This window comes from Mesorhizobium sp. WSM4841 (assembly GCF_055811515.1).
Map to the genome: position 1 here is coordinate 33,424 of NZ_JBVVQC010000009.1, position 18,540 is coordinate 51,963.

18 protein-coding genes are annotated in these 18,540 nt (G+C 61.8%); 8 read left to right on the forward strand and 10 right to left on the reverse strand.

Annotation, left to right across the window (positions count from 1 at the left end; genetic code table 11):
- The 7 genes from AC0L14_RS13065 to AC0L14_RS13095 all read left to right on the forward strand — a co-directional run.
- A partial coding sequence (locus AC0L14_RS13065) for a calcium-binding protein (protein ID WP_473749765.1) occupies nt 1–1,558 on the forward strand: 1,558 nt, incomplete at its 5' end.
- Between the two features lie 60 nt (nt 1,559–1,618).
- Complete coding sequence (locus AC0L14_RS13070) at nt 1,619–1,990, forward strand: hypothetical protein (RefSeq protein WP_473749767.1); 372 nt, start codon at nt 1,619–1,621, stop codon at nt 1,988–1,990.
- 155 nt (nt 1,991–2,145) lie between these two features.
- Entirely contained in the window at nt 2,146–2,580 is a 435-nt protein-coding gene (locus AC0L14_RS13075) for a lytic transglycosylase domain-containing protein (protein WP_473749768.1), read from the forward strand.
- A 285-nt stretch (nt 2,581–2,865) separates the two neighbouring features.
- Complete coding sequence (locus tag AC0L14_RS13080) at nt 2,866–4,065, forward strand: ABC transporter substrate-binding protein (protein WP_473749770.1); 1,200 nt, start codon at nt 2,866–2,868, stop codon at nt 4,063–4,065.
- 124 nt (nt 4,066–4,189) lie between these two features.
- The gene (locus tag AC0L14_RS13085; RefSeq protein WP_473749771.1) at nt 4,190–4,801 is read left to right on the forward strand and encodes a thermonuclease family protein; all 612 of its coding nucleotides are present in this window, start codon (nt 4,190–4,192) and stop codon (nt 4,799–4,801) included.
- Between the two features lie 365 nt (nt 4,802–5,166).
- Nucleotides 5,167–5,913: a GGDEF domain-containing protein gene (locus AC0L14_RS13090; protein ID WP_473749772.1), complete on the forward strand. Its 747-nt coding sequence runs from the start codon at nt 5,167–5,169 to the stop codon at nt 5,911–5,913.
- Between the two features lie 612 nt (nt 5,914–6,525).
- Nucleotides 6,526–6,756, forward strand: coding sequence for a hypothetical protein (locus tag AC0L14_RS13095; RefSeq protein ID WP_473749773.1), 231 nt, complete (start codon nt 6,526–6,528; stop codon nt 6,754–6,756).
- Between the two features lie 48 nt (nt 6,757–6,804).
- On the opposite strand, the gene AC0L14_RS13100 is transcribed toward AC0L14_RS13095, so the two are convergent.
- The 8 genes from AC0L14_RS13100 to AC0L14_RS13135 form a co-directional block, all read right to left on the reverse strand.
- Nucleotides 6,805–7,863 (reverse strand): ABC transporter ATP-binding protein, encoded by a 1,059-nt coding sequence (locus AC0L14_RS13100; RefSeq protein WP_473749774.1) that lies wholly within the window; start codon nt 7,861–7,863, stop codon nt 6,805–6,807.
- Nucleotides 7,864–7,908: 45 nt separating this feature from the next.
- Nucleotides 7,909–8,730 carry a carbohydrate ABC transporter permease gene (locus AC0L14_RS13105; RefSeq protein WP_473749776.1) on the reverse strand — a complete coding sequence of 274 codons (822 nt, stop codon included), beginning with the start codon at nt 8,728–8,730 and terminating at the stop codon, nt 7,909–7,911.
- The gene (locus tag AC0L14_RS13110; RefSeq protein WP_473486890.1) at nt 8,731–9,690 is read right to left on the reverse strand and encodes a carbohydrate ABC transporter permease; all 960 of its coding nucleotides are present in this window, start codon (nt 9,688–9,690) and stop codon (nt 8,731–8,733) included.
- Nucleotides 9,690–11,027, reverse strand: coding sequence for an ABC transporter substrate-binding protein (locus AC0L14_RS13115; protein WP_473486892.1), 1,338 nt, complete (start codon nt 11,025–11,027; stop codon nt 9,690–9,692). Before AC0L14_RS13115 ends, AC0L14_RS13110 begins: the two co-directional genes overlap by 1 nt.
- 62 nt (nt 11,028–11,089) lie before the next feature.
- A complete protein-coding gene (locus AC0L14_RS13120) occupies nt 11,090–11,749 on the reverse strand; it encodes a GntR family transcriptional regulator (RefSeq protein ID WP_473486893.1) in 660 nt (219 codons plus the stop codon).
- Between the two features lie 23 nt (nt 11,750–11,772).
- Nucleotides 11,773–12,657: a dihydrodipicolinate synthase family protein gene (locus AC0L14_RS13125; protein WP_473749779.1), complete on the reverse strand. Its 885-nt coding sequence runs from the start codon at nt 12,655–12,657 to the stop codon at nt 11,773–11,775.
- A gap of 149 nt (nt 12,658–12,806) precedes the next feature.
- Nucleotides 12,807–14,093: a D-tagatose-bisphosphate aldolase, class II, non-catalytic subunit gene (locus AC0L14_RS13130; protein ID WP_473749781.1), complete on the reverse strand. Its 1,287-nt coding sequence runs from the start codon at nt 14,091–14,093 to the stop codon at nt 12,807–12,809.
- A complete protein-coding gene (locus AC0L14_RS13135) occupies nt 14,090–15,034 on the reverse strand; it encodes a sugar kinase (protein WP_473749782.1) in 945 nt (314 codons plus the stop codon). Before AC0L14_RS13135 ends, AC0L14_RS13130 begins: the two co-directional genes overlap by 4 nt.
- Nucleotides 15,035–15,274: 240 nt before the next feature.
- On the opposite strand from AC0L14_RS13135, the gene AC0L14_RS13140 reads away from it, so the two are divergent.
- Complete coding sequence (locus tag AC0L14_RS13140) at nt 15,275–16,300, forward strand: LacI family DNA-binding transcriptional regulator (protein WP_473749784.1); 1,026 nt, start codon at nt 15,275–15,277, stop codon at nt 16,298–16,300.
- Here AC0L14_RS13140 and AC0L14_RS13145 read toward each other — a convergent pair.
- Both AC0L14_RS13145 and AC0L14_RS13150 read right to left on the reverse strand, forming a co-directional pair.
- On the reverse strand, nt 16,288–17,262 hold the full coding sequence (locus AC0L14_RS13145; protein WP_473749896.1) for an alpha/beta hydrolase: 975 nt from the start codon (nt 17,260–17,262) through the stop codon (nt 16,288–16,290). The two genes, AC0L14_RS13140 and AC0L14_RS13145, sit on opposite strands and share 13 nt — an antisense overlap.
- Nucleotides 17,263–17,286: 24 nt before the next feature.
- A complete protein-coding gene (locus AC0L14_RS13150; RefSeq protein ID WP_473749785.1) occupies nt 17,287–18,435 on the reverse strand; it encodes a Gfo/Idh/MocA family protein in 1,149 nt (382 codons plus the stop codon).
- Nucleotides 18,436–18,540 lie beyond the last annotated feature (105 nt).

Below are 18,540 nucleotides of genomic sequence, written 5' to 3' on the forward strand. Positions count from 1 at the left end.
CGGCGGTGCAACCGACACCTTCGTCTACACCATCATGGACGGCGACGGCGACCTGTCGACGACGACGCTGACCATCACCCTGTCGGACGTCAACAATGCCCCGGTTGCCGCAAACACCCAGAACTGGATGTCGAGCGATCCGGCACAGCAAACTTTGAGCACGCCGAGCTATCCCGACGGATATCCCTTGCTGGTTACTATCCCGACCGATGCGGATGGCGATAACCTCATCGTCACCGCGACTGGGACGATCCCCACAGGCACGTTCTATTTCGATGGCGTCACCTACGTCGCCCTGACGGCCGGCACTGTGCTCTACGATCCGGCCGGCGGCATCAACCTGCTGGACGACCTGGTCTACAGGCCGACCGCAACGGTAACCGACACCGTCAACGTCAATCTGTCGCTGGACGTCTTCGACGGCACCGCCCACGTCACTCAGACTGTCGGCATCCACGAAGTCCCGCCGACCAGCTTGCCCAGCGATACCGCACAGGTGGGTAATGGTAACAGCCCGCTCACGTCCGGAAATGACCAGACCCAGAACCTGAGCCTCTCCCAAGCCACGGTAAGCGCCATAACGGCAGATCCTCATGGCTCGACACTAGTAGTCTACACCGACTTCCAGGAGTCTCCCTTCGTAACTCCGATCCCGCTAGGGGAGCGCAATCCAGGCGTCTTCGGAGACGGCAGTGCGGGATCGCATCGCGAGGCGGAAGTTCAAGTCGAGATCAGGATTGGAGCGAACCGTTTTGCAGTTGTTGAAGACGATTTGACTGCCGGAACGTTCGAGCAGAGTTGGACCTACGACCCGGCCACCGGACTGATGAAGGCGACCGTCGACTATGACCATATCTTCCTTCTCGACGGCGCCGGGGTCGCAACGACGACGACGCTCGCGGACTATCTGATCGCAAATCCACCGGCCGCCGGCGACACATGGACACTTTCCTATTTCGACAATGATGGCGGCAACTACCAGGCCCGTGCAGTCAGATTCGAATTCTTCTCCCATGATCCTGGCGATCCCGGAATCACGGTGAATGGCGATGCCACCTTGGCCGACCAGATCTATGGCACATCCGGTATCGATCACCTCAATGGCAATGGTGGCAATGACGTCATCATAGGCAGGGGAGGCAATGATTTCCTCAGCGGCGGTGGTGGCAGCGATCTTATCAGCGGTGGCGACGGCAACGATCTCCTCGTTGGAGGTTTCGGCCAAGACACAATGACTGGAGGAAACGGCGCTGATACGTTCAAACTCGACCAGCTGGACATCAAGGATCTCATCTCCGACTACAGCGGCGCCGGCGGCCAGGGCGACGTGATCGACCTGACGTCGTTGTTCGACACAGCCCCGGGGGGAGCCGATATCGGCGAGTTCGTGAACTACGATGCGGGGACCGGCACGCTAAGCGTCGATGCCGACGGTACGACCAACGGCACCAATTTCGTGGACGTGGCCACGCTAACGAACGTGCCGGTGTCCAGCACGATCACGCTGCTTTATGACGACGGAATAACCCAGCATACGACCACGGCCAACGCGGTTTAGGGGAATAGCGCACGGGCTAGGTGCCATGCTATACATTCGAATGGTAGAGGGGAATTCATCATGAAAAAGCCTGCAAGACTTCTGGCTGCCGGTACAACACTGTTCCTGGCTGTTGGATCGACGGCGTATGCCGCCGACATCATCGAAGGTCCGTCGGTCGATTATTGTCGCGTCGTGGGCACGTCCAACCTGGTGCAGACCGACAACATCGTCGATCTCAAGAACCAGGTAGTGCAACTGATGGACGAGTCTGTCGCCGTCGCCAACAGCTCGGAATGGATCCACTCGTCACGGCCTGTCTTCGTCTGGGCCTCCGAGGCCAAGGTCGCCTGCGGCAAGGCTTTCGGCTATTTGAAGACAAATTATCGCGACGAAGACTACCTCAATAAATGCGAGTGTTTCCACGACCGCATGGTCGAGTACATGAACTGACCAAAAAGGCGGCGACGCGCCGGCTGGCTGACAATGATGGCCGCCCGAACACTGCTGCGGGCGATCGCCGGAACGATCGCCTTGATCGGTTTTGACCTGCTTGCCATGCATGCCGGCGCGGGTGCGTCGGAACAATCCACTAGAGTACAAATGCTTTGCCCGAGCGGTTGCGGCCGACGCGCTGCGATGCCACCCAGGAATGGACGAGAGAAACGCTGAAGGCATTTGCAACCTGCCAGTCGTCGATCTACGGCCTGGAGCCGCGTCTCGCACACGCCGTAATGGAGATCGAAAGCGGGTTCGATCCCGAGGCGCGCGGTGCCGACGGAGAAGTCGGATTGATGCAGGTCATGCCGGCGACAGCACGAATGCTTGGCTTTCGAGGCCCGCTCGAAGACCTGAGTGCGCCGAAGACCAACATCGCGCTGGGCGTCAAATATCTCGCGCAGGCGAACAGGCTCGCCGACGGCGACCTGTGCACCACCGTCATGAAGTACCGCGCCGGGCACAACGAAAGCCGTTTCTCGGCACTTTCGGTCCGCTACTGCCAGCGCGCGCTCGATCCTGGCAAGGGAAGGGTTCGAGGTTGACGGGCCATTGCCGGTGGCAACATTCGGCTTTTCCACATTTTCAGCAGGAGGAGAAGACAGCGCCCCTGCCGCAGGAAAACGCGTGTGCGTGCGGCGGGTGTTCGTGCCTGGGCCGCGATACATGAAATGCGCCGACTATCGAAATGCAAGGCAAGCCAGACAGATCAGGACGCTCAGAGCCCGGCTTTTTGCAGGCTAAAGAACCACAAGACGGCGCAACTCAGCCGTGACATGACTGGAAGATCAGACCGGGAAGTGACCCGGCGGCAAATAGGGTGGAAAATAATGGAAGCTGGCCGACAGGTCCTCTGGCTCCGGACGAGGGCAATCGCCTTTGCGCTCGCCGTGACATTGTCAGGTTGCCAGTCGAAAGGCAGCGTTTCCGAAGCGCTCGATCCGGCTGCAATCGCCGCACCCGGAGTGCAGAATGACGCCGCAGTTGCGGGCCGAGCCCAGGCGACGCAATCGATCGGCAGTGGTTCGACGAAGATCACGATGCTGCTGCCCTTGTCCGCCCCTGGAGCCACGGGGGAAACCGGCAGGAAGATGCTCGATGCCGCAAAACTCGCAATGGCGGATCTTGGCAATGGATTGCTCACACTGACGGTCGAGGACACGCAGGGCGACAGTGCACACGCCAGGGAATTGTCGATAAAGGCGATCACGACGGGGGCGAAAGTCGTCATCGGTCCGACCGAACTACCGGCGGCACAGCATATTGCCAAATTGTCGGGACCGAAACGGCCGCCAGTGTTGGCACTTGCCAACAATTTCACAGGCGGTCCAGGCGTTTATGCCGTGCGCCTCAGCGAGGCAGACAGCGCGGCGGCGGGCGCCGCAGGCATCGCGGCGAAAGGCAGCAAGAAGTTCGTATTGCTTGTCGCAGCTGGCTCCAACAGCAGTGCCGTTGAAAAGCGGGTCGCGAACAGCCTAAGCATCTATGGCGCAACGCTGGCGGTCACTATCCCGTACTCGGCAGGCGACGGCGGCACCAAAGCGGTCACCGACATGGGCTCACTCGTGGATGCTCCGGACGCCGTCATTGTCGCCAGCGGAGACGACAGCCCGCTGCAAATCCTTGCCGCCCTGAAATCGAAGGGTATCCCGGGAAGAACAATCGCTGTGGTGGGAACAAACCGCTGGCTGGAACGCCCCATCGAACCGCTGTTTGAAGGGGCCCATATCGCCACGCTCGATCCGCGCGAAACCGGACCAATCGCCGACCGCTTCAAGACGACCTATAACTATCAGCCCGACGTCAATGTCGCCTACGCCTATGATATGGTTGCGCTGACTGCTGGGATCGCCAGCGCAGTTGGACCCAATGGCTTCAGCAAACAGGTACTCGAAAATCCGAGCGGGTTTCGCGGATCCACAGGTCTATTCCGGTTTCGCGCCGACGGATCCAGCCAGCGATCGATGCCGTTCTATCGAGTTGAAAAGGGTGCGCTCAAATTGGTTGCCAGATCGACGTCGGGTTTTTGATCCGGCGCGAACCCGTAGGAACTTCCCGACCTGATGGACAGGCCGAGCCGCATCCGCTTGGCTGTCGCGCTCGCAAGCCTGGAGCTTCTGGCCGGGCTCCTCCTGATCATTCAGGGCGGGGGCATTGCTTTCGGTCGACCGACCTTTTCTTACGCCGTCTCATGATATTCGCGGCAAGCAGCCAACCCGACCTGGCGCAACCGTTCTCGACGCTCAACGGCGAGAGCCGGCACGCAAGATTGCTCAGGACCTCATCGCTCCGCCACAACTTGATTCCTGGGAAATCGAACGGATCGAGCCCCGTCCGCCACTCAGCGAACTCGATCTCGCCGTGCCCCCGAAAACGCCGATGCCGCAAGACTGGCGGGAGGTCCTGCTCTACGCTCCGATTGCGAGTTCGTCCGCGATCTTCGAATCGATGGGACGGACGGTGGTCATCAGCGGGGTCCAGAGCATTGCCACTGACAAGACCTGTTCCTTTGATGACGTCGTCTGGCCTTGCGGCTCCTGGCGCGCAGCCTTCAACTCCTGGTTGCGCGGACGCGCGCTGAAATGTTTCGTGCCACCGGAAGTTGATCGTTTCACTATCGCCGCCCCATGCAGGCTCGGCAGGCAGGATGTCGGCGCCTGGCTGGTTTCCAATGGCTGGGCCCTGTCATTGCCGAGCGGTATCTACGGCAAGGCGGAGGTGACAGCTATGGATACGGAGATGGGTATATTCGGCCCGCCTCGATAGTCAGTCCGTCGTTTGAGCGCTCAGGGAACCGTACTTGCCGACGCTGCAGCATGATCCCGAAAGTGGAATCCGGTTTTCGGAAAAGATCATGCTCAAACAAAAATATAGAGCCCATCCCGATTTTATCGGGGCAGGCTCTAGCGCAGCATGCTGATACAGGCGGTTGCCTGCGCTGCTGGTTGTCCAGCCTGCGCCGACACTTAGTTTGTTAACTGTTGTCTTCCATCTTTCTGGCGGGCAACTCCAGCTTCATCTGTGGGTCAGCCAGAGCTCGTTCAGTCAGATCGATCAAATTGTATTGGCTTTTGAGACGGAATTTGTAACTTGCCGGCCTTATGCCAGCCTATCTGACAGGAGATCGGTTAGTGACAAAATCGATGGCGAACAGCTCTGCCCAGGCGTGGAAGAGTATCGCATGGCTGACGCTTCTGGGGACCGCCGGGAGTTTGGGCTTTTCGCTGGCCCTCAACTATCTGCTCCTGTTCGCCGATGGACTCACGCCATTCGGACGCGGCGTTGTCACGGCAACGCTCGTCCCCCTCGCCATTGGGCTACCGCTCTTCCTGTTGATCGGCTGGGGTCGGGTTGAGATCCGCCGCTATCGGCAAGAGCTAAACAAGTCAGCGACCTACGACGGCCTGACGGGCTGCTTGAACGGAACGGTTTTTACTTCGATCGTCGAACGGAGAGTAAAGAAGCCATCTGAGCATGGCTCTCGTTCGGGCGCCTTCCTGGTCATCCATCCCGAACACCTTCGATCCATCAACCTGCGATTTGGTATTGAATGGGGCGACGAGGCCTTGCGGCTCATAGCCTCGACCATAAAGTCATCAGTGCGCGAGGAGGATCTGATCGGCCGCATAGGGACATCCATCTTTGGGGTATTTCTACCTGGTGCCACCGAAGAAGACGCCAAGGAGGTCGGAGAGCGTATCCGGGCGCGCGTTGCGAAAGTCTATTTCGCGCCAAAAGGGGCGGAGGATGTCCTGAGCATAGCCGTCGGAGGGGTAGTCTTCGAGAATGAACTCGCGTTCGACGACATGTTCCGGTCCGCCGAGCAGCTGCTATCCAGAAATGGAACCGACTTCGAACTGTCTCGTCTGCCCAGTTGACGATCAAAGAGGGGCCAAGACGCCAATCGGAATTTTTGGTCTATGGATCTCCTCTAACCAGATATCTGCACCTGCTTTGGACCGCGGCCGATTGGAAGGTTAATGCATGTCGCGCAAAAGTGTGCAGCGGTTTTGCGACAACGACATGCATAAAAACAACAACCTAAAGCGCGTCGCATGAGGCCGGGCAAACGCGACGCGCTTTAGGTCATCCGCTGGGATGATGGGAGGCTGACCGATCTGCCCAGACCGTGCTGTCGTCCTGGCTGGCCAATCGGCTTCCCCGCTTGCAGGACGGCAACTTGCTCCGCCTGCGGTGTGAATCGCCTGCAGGACAGGCCAAGGCGGACGACGATGAGGATACGCCCCAATCGCCCAGGCGGAGCCATCCGCGAGAGTCGCCTCCACCAGCTTTTTCACCCTTCTTGGCAGCCGACAGACCGCCGGAATAAACAACTTTAAACTGACGGTTGCATGTCGCAGCCGCTACCCGACATGGTACTTGCGCAACCTCTAAAATAATGGGATGTTGGTTCGGGGTATCGAGTATCGAGTATTGGGTTGGGGGAGCCTCTCGGCTGTTGTCAGTTCCGGGACGCTTTGAAAAAACAGATGAATGTTCTGCAGGTCCTGGTGGGGATACTCACTACGTCGTGCCTTGTGTCGATCTCGACGTATTGGGCAACGGGTTCAATCGGCTGGGCGATCATTAGCCCGATAGGTTTGCAGATCGGGTATTTTGTCTACATGCTCTGGACGGTCTACGGCGCAGAAGCCGCAGAAGCTGATCCGGGACCCGAGAGCGTTGGCCCGCTCGACCGTAAAGATGGTATCTGGCTCTAGACTAGTGAACCTCAGCCGTCAGCGAACCCGCCGCACAGGCCGCGCCAATCACACACGCTGGCCGGTTTTCGCGTCGAACAGGTGGGCGCATGCGCGATCGACTTCGATCCGTATCTGCGCGCCCTGCTTGAGCGGCAGCCGCTCGCGGAACAGGCAGGCAATTTCCTCGCCGGCGCAGTCGACCCTGGCGAAGATTTCCGAACCCGTGGCTTCCAGAAGCGTGACCGTGCCCGGCATGCCCTGGGCAGTTGCGCGGATGTGCTCGGGACGGATGCCGTAGACAAGTTCGCGTCCTGCAGCGTCGGTCGGGCGGGCGCCTTCCGGCAGCGGCAGGATCAGCCCGCCGGCGCTGCCGAACACGCCTTCCTCAATGCGCCCGGTAATAAAATTCATGGCGGGCGAGCCGATAAAGCCGGCAACGAAGAGATTGGCCGGCTGGTCGTAGAGGTCGAGCGGCGCGCCGATCTGCTCGACCAGGCCGTCATGCAGCACGACGATCTTGTCGGCCATGGTCATCGCTTCGATCTGGTCATGCGTGACGTAGATGGTGGTGGTGCCCAGCCGCTGGTGCAGCGCCTTGATCTCGCCGCGCATCTGGACGCGCAGCTTGGCGTCGAGATTGGAAAGCGGCTCGTCGAACAGGAAGACCTGCGGGTCGCGCACGATGGCGCGGCCCATGGCGACGCGCTGGCGCTGGCCGCCGGAGAGCTGACGCGGATAGCGCTCAAGCAGCTTTTCCAGGCCAAGGATGCTGGCGGCATTCCTGACGCGGCCAGCGGTATCGGCAGGATCGGCTTTCTTGATCTTGAGGGCAAAGCCCATATTGTCGGCAACCGTCATATGCGGATAGAGCGCATAGTTCTGGAACACCATGGCGATGTTGCGGTCCCGCGCCCGCAGATTGTTGACCATACGCTCGCCGATGGTGATCTTGCCGCCCGAGATCGTTTCAAGTCCGGCAATCATGCGCAGCAACGTCGACTTTCCGCATCCCGACGGGCCGACCAGGATGACGAACTCGCCGTCGGCGATGTCGACGCTGACGTCGTGAATGATCTTGGTGGCTCCGAAAGCCTTCTGCACGTTGTTGATGGTTACCGATGCCATTGGATTTCTCCGGGAGAAAAATTGATGTCGAGCTGGAATGCGTCTTCAGCCGCCCTTCACCGCGCCGGCGGTCAGTCCCGCGACGATCTGCTTTTGCGCGAACATGGTCAGGACCAGCACCGGCAGCGTCACCACCAGTGCGGCGGCGGCGAGCGGCCCCCAGCTCACCTGCTCATAGGAAAGCATGTTGTAGACGGCGACCGGCAGCGTGCGCGTCTCGCGGCTGGCGAGCACCACGCCAAAGACGAAATTGTTCCACGAAAAGATGACCGACAGGATGAAGGCGACAACGATGCCCGGCTTGGCGATGGGCAGGGCGACCAGCCGGAACACCTGCCAGGAGCTGGCGCCGTCGATGTTGGCCGCCTCTTCCAGTTCCATCGGCGTGGTCTCGAAATAGCCGATCATCACCCAGACCACGATCGGCACCGTCACCACCAGGTGGATGATGATCTGCGGCCAGAGCGTGCCGAGGATCCCGATCCATTGGAACAGCAGAAACAGCGGGATGAGATAGGACAGCCCCGGCGTCATGCGGGCGATCATGATGACGACCGCCGATCTTTCGGCCTTGAGCCGCGCTATGCCATAGCCGGCCGGTACGCCGATCAGCAGCGCCAGCAGTGTCGCCGTGCCCGTCACCAGAACCGAATTCCAGAGATAGAGCAGGAAATTGTTCTCCTCGAACACCTTTACATAGTTCGACCAGGCGAAACGTTCGGGGATGAGGATCGGCGGATAGGCGCCGTTGTCGATCTCGAATTTCAGCGAAAGCGAGATCATCCAGAGGAAGAACAGGATCGCCGGCGAGACGATGACCAGAGCCGCGAAAAACAGGCCGATCCGATTGAGCAACCGTGAGCTCATCTATTTGCCCTCCGCATCGTTCCACTGCGAGCGCTGGCGCAGCATCAGAAGGATGAAGGACAGCGCTACGATGACGATGAAGAACACCACGGCCATGGCCGAGCCATAGCCGATGTCGTAGTAGGAAAAGGCGGTGTTGTAGAGATAGATGTTGATGGTTTCGGACGCCGTGCCCGGTCCGCCCTGGGTCATCGCATAGATGATGTCGAAGCTCTTCAGCGCATCGATGGTGCGGATGATCAACGCAATCATCAGGAACGGCGCGATCATCGGCAGGGTCAGGTAGCGGAATTGCTGCCAGGCATTGGCACCGTCGATCTCGGCGCTCTCGAACGGCTCGCGCGGTACCGAGGCCAGCCCGCCCAGCACGATCAGCATCACCAGCGGCGTCCACTGCCAGGTCTCGACCGCGACCAGCGAAGGGATGACGGTGTTGGCGTTGAATATCCATTCCTGCGCCGGGATGCCGACCAGCGATAGAAGGTAGTTGAGCACGCCGAGTTGGGGATGGAACATCATGGTCCAGACCAGCGCCACCGCAACCGGCGTTGCCATCATCGGCATGACGAAGACGCCGCGCAGCAGGCCGCGCAGCGGAAACCTGGCGTCGAAGATCAGGGCGGCGACAGTGCCCAAGAACATCGGCGCTGCCACCGAGAGGGAGGTGTAGGTCAACGTATGAACAAGGGATTCCCAGAATCGCGGGTCGCTGGCCAGACGGAGATAGTTTTCCATCCCGGCAAAGCTCCGCGACTGGCCGAGCGTCCAGCGGTTGACGCTCATCCAGAGCGTGAAAGCCCAGGGAAAGACGATCACGGCGCTAACGACGACGAGCGCCGGAACGACGAAGGGCCAGTAGTTGGGAGCCAGTCGGACCGACTGGCTCTCCTCGATGGCTTGCGTCGCCGCCCCGGTGCGATCTATCGTCGCCCCGGTGCGACCTGGGGCGATGGTCGACATCAGCCCTGCTCGCTCCTGTCGAGAACCGGCTGGAACTGCGCGGTGGCCTTCTTCAGTTCTTCGGCAGGATCGGCACCGGCAATCATGTTGGTCAACGCCACGCCGTAGATGTCGCGGAACTCGGTGACCGGGATGATCACCGGCAGCGCCAGCCTGCTGATATTGCCGGACTGAACCACTGCATCGAGCCAGCTTGCCGGCATGGTGACGCCTTCGCGCACCTTGGGATCTTCCAGCACCGACTTGCGGAACGGCACGCCGGCGCCGGCCTGGAGCAGGCGCGCGCCCATCGCCGGGGAAACCGCCCACTGACAGAAGAGATAGGCAGCTTCCTTCTTTTCGCTGGAGGCGGTCACGCCGAGGCCGTCGCCAAACGTCCCGGAGGCATGTGCCTTGGGCCCCTTTGGCATGACGCCATAGCCGACCTTGCCGACCACGCGCGACTTTTCGGGATTTTCCATCGGCGGGGCAAAACCGACGCCATCGAACCACATGCCGATCTTGCCTTGCAGGAAGGCGGACTGCGCTTCAGCCCAATTGAAGCCGGTGACGCCCGGAGGGGCGGACTTGGTCATCAGCCTCTGGTAGAGGGCAGCGGCCTCGATCGCCTCGGGCGTTTCGGTGCGCAGCTTTCCCTTGTCGTCGAGCGCCGTCATGTCGTAGCCGAGCATCAGCGACGTCCACACCGGCGTGTTGGCATTCTTGAGGCCGCGGGCGACGAAACCGAACGTGTTGGTCGATGGATCGGTCAGCGCTTCGGCGGCGGCCACCAGCTGGTCGAACGATTCAGGGTATTTGAGGCCCTTGGCCTCGAACAGCTCCTTGTTCCAGTAGACGATCCAGTAGTCCACCGAGAAGGGCAGCGAACGCAGCACGCCCTGGTTGTCCTTGGCGAAAAGCATGCCGGCCTCGGCGAAATCGCTTTCGACCAGGCCGGGATCGGTCAGGGTCGGATCGGCGAGATAGCCGGCGATGTCGGCCAGCCAGCCGCCCTTTTCGAACTGGCGCTTCTGCACGTGATAGCTCAGATGCACGACATCGAAGCTCGGCTTGCCGGAGCTGAGCTCGATCACCGTCTTCTGCCGCTGCTGCTGTTCCGGCGTCGCCTCGGCATTGACCTTGATGCCGGTCAGCTCCTCGAATTCGGCGATATATTTCAGGATGGTGTCGCTGCGCGGGCTTTTCACCAGATTGACGTCGAGCGTGGTGCCGGCAAAGCGCTTCCAGTCGACGCTGGCGGAAAAGCTCGGGCGAAGGCCCGCCAGACCCGCGGCGGCGAGCGCCGTGGTTCCTGCAAGGACTTGCCTTCTTGTTGGCTTAAACGGATTGGACGACATTTCTTCCTCCCTGGGTTGCTGTCGTTGTGGATAGTGTCGCGGCAGCCGCGAACCATACGTCCTCAGATCTGGAGCGCCAACCGGCGCGCGTTGTCGATATGCCGGCTGATCGCCTCGACCGCCTTTTGCGGGTCGCGGCTCTCGAGCGCTTCGATCACCGTCAGGTGCTCCTGCATCACCGGCACGACGCGCCCGTCGATACGGAAACGCTCCTGGTGGATTAGCCTGATCTTTACCGAGTTAACCAGATACGCCTTGGCGATGATCTCGTTGCCCAGTGCATCGATGAAGGTGTCGTGCATGGCCCAATCGATGTTCTGGGCCCTGGCTTCCATTTCCGGCGTCGGCGCCTGCGACAGCGCTTGAGCCAGCATGTCCTCATGCTCGTGCCGCAGGCGGGCGAGCTCGGCGTCGGAGGCGTTGACGGTGAACAACGCCACCGCTTCGCGCTCCATGAACAGGCGAAACTGAAAGGCCTCGCGGATCAGGTTGATGTCGATATGGGCGATCTGCATGCCGCGCTGCGGGATGGTCGTCAAAAGCCCCTCGGCCTCGAGACGCGGCACGATCTCGCGGATGGCGCCAAGCGGCAGCCCGGTAAAGGCAACCAGTTCACGCTGCGACACGAACTGTCCCGGCCTGAGATCGCGGGCCAGCAAATGCCGCGTGAAACTGGCATAAGCTCTTTCCCTGAGGGTTCCCGGTTCGCTGCTGTCGTCCATTTCAGCGCGCTTCCCTTTGCCGGTCAGGCCGGCTCTGTCGCAAACAGCCTGTCATAGGCGGCAGCAAGCTGTTGCCGCCCCTGCGAAGCGATCGGCTCCAGCGGCGGACGGACAGCCAGCCAGCGCTCGTCGCCGGTCTTGCGCGCCACCATGACCTTCACCGCCGGGGTGACCGGATATTTGAGCAATTCGAGCACGAAGCTCTCGACACGGGCATCGTCGCGCCCATCCTCGGCCATGGCACGGATTTCACTGGTGACGAAATTGGCCATGCCGGAAATGGCGCCCTGCCCGCCCTGGCGCACACTTTTGGCCAGGTGCCGCTCGTCGCCGATCAGGATCACCAGGTCGCCATGGGCTCTTAGCAGCGCCTCGCTGTAACTCCAGTCGCCACCCGAATCCTTGACGCCTGCGACCACGCCGGGGAAGGCCGCACGCAGCCGACCGATCAGGGCAAGCGGGAGCGGCACCATGGTGACAGAAGGGATGTTGTAGAGGAGGACGCCGCGGGCCAGTGGGCCGAGCGCAGTGAAGACGGCGGAAAACCATCCGAACAACCCGTCCTCGCTGACATTCTTGAAGTAGCTCGGTGGAGCCAGCAGGATGTTGCGAACGCCGCACTGCAAGGCAGGCCGCGCCTGTTCGGCAGCGTCTTCGGCCGCATCGACCAGCACGCTGGCGACGAGCTGATGTGCCGGAATGCCGGCGGCCAGCATGGCCTCGGTGACGATCCGCCGCTCTCCCGTGCCCACCGAGGCGCCTTCCCCGGTGGTGCCGAAGAGCGTTGCGCTGCTGCAGCCGGCGCCAAGGCAAGCCCGGGCCTGCGTGATCATGGGAAAGATGGCGATTTGCCCGGAAGCCTCGAAAGGCGTGGTCAGGGCGACCGAAAGACCAAAGCGCGAGGCCACTGCTATTCTCTCCAGATATCAATGTGCAGCAGCCATAGCACGCTAACATGTTAGCTGTAAATTGCGGCGGCGCCCTTTTCGAAACGACGTCGACATCGGACTCTATGAGGCGGGTTTAGGCAGATGCCGACTTTCCGGCAGCGCGATCCCTACTGTCCCGTCGCGTCCGCGTAGATATCGAGGACACGGGTGATGCTGCCGATCAGAAGGTCGTGCGCGAGAGGCTTGACCCGGCCTGCCGCAATCTCGGCGCCGAGCTGCCCCAGATACTGGCTGATCAGAGGCCGGGGGATATCCTTTTCGCTCAGCACGTCCAACAGCGTCTGTGTCGCGCGCTGCACCTCCGGCGTCGGCCAGTAATAGCGGATGCGGTCGCTGAACGAGAAATGCCGCTGCACGTGCTGCTCTTCCGGCGTGCCCGGATAGTATTTCTGCCAATTGTCCGGCGACGCCAGCATGATGCGTTCCATCGCGGCAGGCAGGCTTTCGCGCGAAGGATCCGGCGCGAGCATATCGGCGATATGGCTGAGCCCATACAGCGCTTCGCGAAGCGCGAAGGTCAGCCAGGGGCCGACCTTGAGGATGGCAAAACCGTCGCGAACGAGAGCGTTGAGCGCTTCGGCCGGCTGGTAGTCGGTCGAATGCGCCTCAAAAACAACTTTTGGCATGCGGTCGAGGACAGCCACCAGTTCGGTCGCCTCGGCCGGCGCATAGGGCACGATTTCGGTATTGCCGAACTCGACTCCCGGCTGGACGACGACGCCTATCGCTCGGGCAAAAGCGGCCTCGAGGCCGGCGCGGGAAAACGCTCGGGCGTGTACCTCCACCGTTCGCAAGGCATCGTCCGGCGCGGTCACATGCAAGTGGTCGAGCGCCTCCAGCGCACCGCCCGGCACCGGAACTTCGGTGCCGATGACGTAGACGGGCTTCTCGCTGCCGGCGCGCTCGACCGCCGTCTCGGCGATTGCAGCAAGTTCGGCCGCGCGTGCGGCGATTGTTTCATCGGCAAGCACGGCTGGATCGTCGGCGCAGGCCATGCTCGTATCCAGATGCATCTTGGTGAAGCCGGCGCTCGCATAGGCGTCGATCATCCCCCCCGCCTTCTTCATCGCGGTAGCTGCTGCCATGTGCTTCCAGGGATTGGGTCCGAGATGATCGCCGCCAAGGATCAGGCGATCGACTGGGAAACCCGCTTTCAGCGCATGCGCCTCGACGACGCTGCGGAAGTCGGCGGGCGTCATCCCGGTGTAGCCGCCCTCGTGGTTGACCTGGTTGCAGGTGGCCTCGATCAGCACATCCGCGTGCCGCGCGACGCCGTGGCGCAGGGCAGCCTCGATGACCAGCGGATGCGCCGAGCAGACCGAGGCGATGCCGCTTTTCTCGCCTGCGGCGCGCCTGGCCGCAATGTTCGCAAACCTTCGCGTCGCGTCACTCACTGCGTGTTGCCCGTGGCGATGAATGCCTCGACCGCTTCAAGCGGGAAAATGCCTTCCATCGGCCCCTTGCGGGTGACGGCAAGCGCACCGCAGGCATTGGCGATCCGCAGGGCTTCGGCAGGAGCCGCCCCGCGAAGCCAGAACGAGACGAAGGCAGCACCGAAACAATCGCCCGCGCCGGTCGGATCGACCTCGTCGACGGCAAAGCCGGACGAGGCGACCGCACCGTGATGATCATGATAAACGGCGCCGGAAGCGCCTTTCTTTAAGACGACGCAGGACAGGCCACGGGCGAGCAATTCGTCGACTGCGCCCTTCTCGTCCTTCGCCGATGAAAACAGGAAGAGCTCCTCGCCGCTCGGCAGGAAGATGTCGGCTCGCGCCAGCACATGATCGAGCGCCGCGCGCATGCCGGACGCCTGCATGATCTCGCGGCGGATGTTCGGATCGAAGGACACGGTTCCACCTTTGGCCTTGACAGTCTCGATCGCCGATAGCGCCACCGCGATGGCGCGGTCGGAAAACAGCGACGAACCCATGACATGGACGTGGTCGGCGCTAGCGAGCAAGTTTGTTGCCGCCGCGTCGGTCTCGATCAGGCCGGAGGCGCTGTTGCGGATGTTGAAGACGAAATGCCGGCTGGCGTCGGCCCGGTAGGTGACGAAGGCCGTGCCCGTTGCATGGCCCTTGTGTACCGCGATCGCCGACACGTCGGCGCCCAGTGCCCGCAGCCGCTCTATATTCAGCCTGCCGAAATCGTCGTCGCCCACGGCGCCGATGAGACCGGCCGGCTGGCCGAGCGCCGCCGCCTGGCCGATGAAGATGGCAGGCGCTCCGGACGGGTAGGGTCCAAGCAGCGGACCAGGCTCGAGAAAGCTCTGGCCGATCCGCTCGGCCATGATCTCGACCAGAATCTCGCCGGCACTGACCAGCTTCCTCATCTCGCGGAATCCCTCCCGGCGTTTCGCCCCGGCCTCGCTTCTGATGAACCGCGCGAGCACTTTCCGGGTGATATGACTTTCGAATTCGCCCACGGAGGTGAATACGGCTTGTACTTTTTCGCGTCAATTAATAAATTGACGCATGAAAACTATCAAAATTGTCTGTAAAGTTTCGCCTTGCAGATGCGCGCTGGCGCACCGTATGTAGGAACGGGCAGCGCAAGCAACAGCGCGAGGGCTTTGATGTCGATGACGCACAAGACGATGGAGGATTTTGCTCGCTCGTGCGGCGTCTCCAGGCCGACACTGTCGAAATATTTCGACGATCCGACGAGCGTCAAGCCGGCGACACGTCAGCGGATCGAAGTGGCGCTGCACTCGTCCGACTACCAGCCCAATCTCTTTGCGCGAAACCTGAACCGCAAGCGGACCCGCAGCATCGGCATTGTCGTGCCGACGGTCGCCGATCCCTTCTATTCCGAGATGGTCAGCCGAATCGAACTCAGGCTGCGCGACGAAGGCTACTGGCCGATCGTGATCTCCTCGCACGGCTCTCGCGAGCTCGAAGTGGAAGCAGCGCGAACCATTCTTTCCCTAAAGGTTTCCGGCGCGCTGATTGCGCCGCTCGGCCTGCGCTCAGACCACCGCACGCTGGAGAAGCTGACACAGACCATACCGATCGTCTATTTCGACACTTACCTCGAGGGCGACACGCCATTCGTCGGCAACAACAACAGCCAGAGCGTCTCGACGATCGTCGATTATCTATGCCGTTCCGGCGATGCCCCGGTCTATTTCGACATCCCGCACGTCAACCACAATTCGCGCGAACGCCTGAACAGCTATGTTGGCGCCATGCAGCGGCTTGGGCATGAGCCGATGCTCATCGGCAACACCTATGACTACACCTGGGATTTCGAACGGATCGGCTACGAGCAGATGGAAGCGATGCTCGCCCGTGGCGGTCTGCCGGGCAAGACCATTCTGTGCGCCAACGACCGTCTCGCCTTCGGCGTGATGGCTGCCGCCTACTCGCAAGGCCGCAAGGTCGGCCGCAAGGGCGATTGCGACCTGCGGGTCGCAGCCCATGACGACCATCCGCTGAGCCGCTACACCTGCCCTGCCCTCACCACCATGGCGCAGGACTTCGCTTCCATGGCGGGACGCAGCGTCGAGACGCTGCTGGCCTTGCTGGACGAGGACGACGCGGCAGTTGCCCCCAAGGTCAATCTCGACGCGACGCTGGTCATGCGTCAGTCGGCCTGAGCGTTTCCAAAGACAGGATGGAAGCTGCGCCATGCGGCAACCGCCGCGCCGACCGCTTGCCGCGCCGCCGGACCATGACGGCCCATCGAGACGAAGCCGTGGATATGGCCGGGCCAACGCCGCAGGACGACCGGCACACCGTCATCTTCCAGACGCTTGGCATAAGCCTCGCCTTCATCGGCGAGGATGTCGTGACCGGCGATGGCGACAAAGGCCGGGGCTGCGGCGGCAAGGCTCGCGGCTTTGAGCGGCGATACGCGCCAGTCGCCAATGTCCCTGGCATCGCGGATGTAGTGGTCGCGGAACCAGGCCATGGTCGCCGCGGTGAGACCATAACCCTCGGCAAAGCGGCGATAACTGTCCGCCGCCTGCGAGGCGTCCGTGTTCGGATAGAACAGCAGTTGCGCAGTCGGCGGGTTCTTATCACCGCGCGCAAGCAGGCAAAGCACGGTAGCGAGATTGCCGCCGGCACTGTCGCCGGCGACAGCGAGTCGCTCTGCATCGATGCCGAGGTCGCCCGCGCTGTCCTGCATGAAGGAAAGTGCGGCACGGCAATCTTCGATCGCCGCCGGAAATTTGTGCTCCGGCGCCAACCGATAGTCGGGAGAGACAACGACGCAGGCCGCCATATTGGCAAGCCAGCGGCAGATCTCGTCATGCGACTCGAGATTGCCGATCACCCAGCCGCCGCCATGCAGATAGAGCAGCGCCCGGGCAGCGGCCCCGCTCACGCCCTGTCCGCGATAGATCCTGAGCGTCAACGGGCCGCCTGGCCCGGCGATGATGCGCTCGGTCAGTGAGCCAACCGGCTCGCGCTCGCCCTGGAGTGCCGGAAAGCCTTGCTCATAGGCGCGGCGCGCTTCTTCGGGAGTGCCAGCTTCGAATGGCGGGGCAGCCGCCTGCCGGTCGAGCCCGAGCACATGCCGCGCCTCCGGATCGAGCAAGGGCGAAAGCGATGTCATCGTCATGGTAGGTCCCCTCCAATATCAGGCAAGCAGGCCGGCCGCTTCGTCTTCCCCAAGAAGCGGCGGCTGATCAACCTTTGTGTTGACGGCGACGGACTTACGGCTCTCTCCTGAAGCGAGAATCGCCTCCATGATCTCCAGCACATGCAGCGCAAGGTCACCGGACGCGCGCGGCCTTCTGTCGGTGGTCAGCGCGCGCGAAAGATCGGCGACCCCGAGCATGCGATAGTTGGCGCGGTCGGGCGCGGCATAGGGCCAATTGCGCAAGCCATAGAGTTCGCTCTCACTGTGGAAGTCGGCCCAGTCGGCCCCACGTTCCGACAGCGAAACGGTGCCGCCGAACGTGTCCGGATCGGGCAGCCTGAGCGAGCCTTCGGTACCGTGCAACTCGATCGGATGGTTGGAGTGCCTGAAGACATCCCACGAGGCGCCGAAGGTGACGGTGGCGCCTGAGCGGAACTCCAGCAGCGACAGGATGTTGGTCGGTGTGCCGACCTTGAAGCTGGTGTTCCGGTAGGGGCCTTCGGCGGTGACCAGCCGTTCTTCCTGGCCCCGCGTCGCCATCGCCATCACGCGGGCCACCGGCCCGAGCAAATTGACCAGCATCGTCAGGTAATAGGGCCCCATGTCGAAGACCGGTCCGCCGCCGGGCTGATAGTAGAATTGCGGATTGGGATGCCAGTGCTCCATGCCGCGCCCCATCATGAAGGCGGTGCCGGTCACCGCGCGGCCGATCGCGCCCTCGTCCATGAGGCGGCGCGCCCGCCGTCCGGCGGCGCCGAGGAAGGTGTCCGGGGCCGAGCCCAGCAGCAGCCCGCGCTCCGCCGCCTCGGCGACAAGGCGCCGGCCGTCGCTTGCCGAGGTTGCCAGCGGCTTTTCGGTGAAGACGTGCTTGCCCGCCGAAAGCGCTGAAAACGAAATATCGAAATGCGCCGCCGGGATGGTCAGATTAAGGACAAGCTCTATCTCCGGGTCGGCCAGAAGCGCATCGACGCTGAGAGCCCGGATGCCGTATTCGCTGGCGCGCAAGGCCGCAATATCGGGCGATATGTCGGCGCAGGCGCGCAGTTCCACCTCGCCGAACAGAGCCGCATTGCGCAAATAGGTCATCGAGATGTTGCCGCACCCGACAACGCCGATGCCGAGCTTGGCTGCTGATCTTTCCAGCATTTTCTATTCCACCTCCCGACGTCGCAACGCCCTGGGATCACATTCGAAAGCAGGCTTTACAGCATTTTTAAATGTTGACGCGCGTAAAATTTTTATGGAACATGC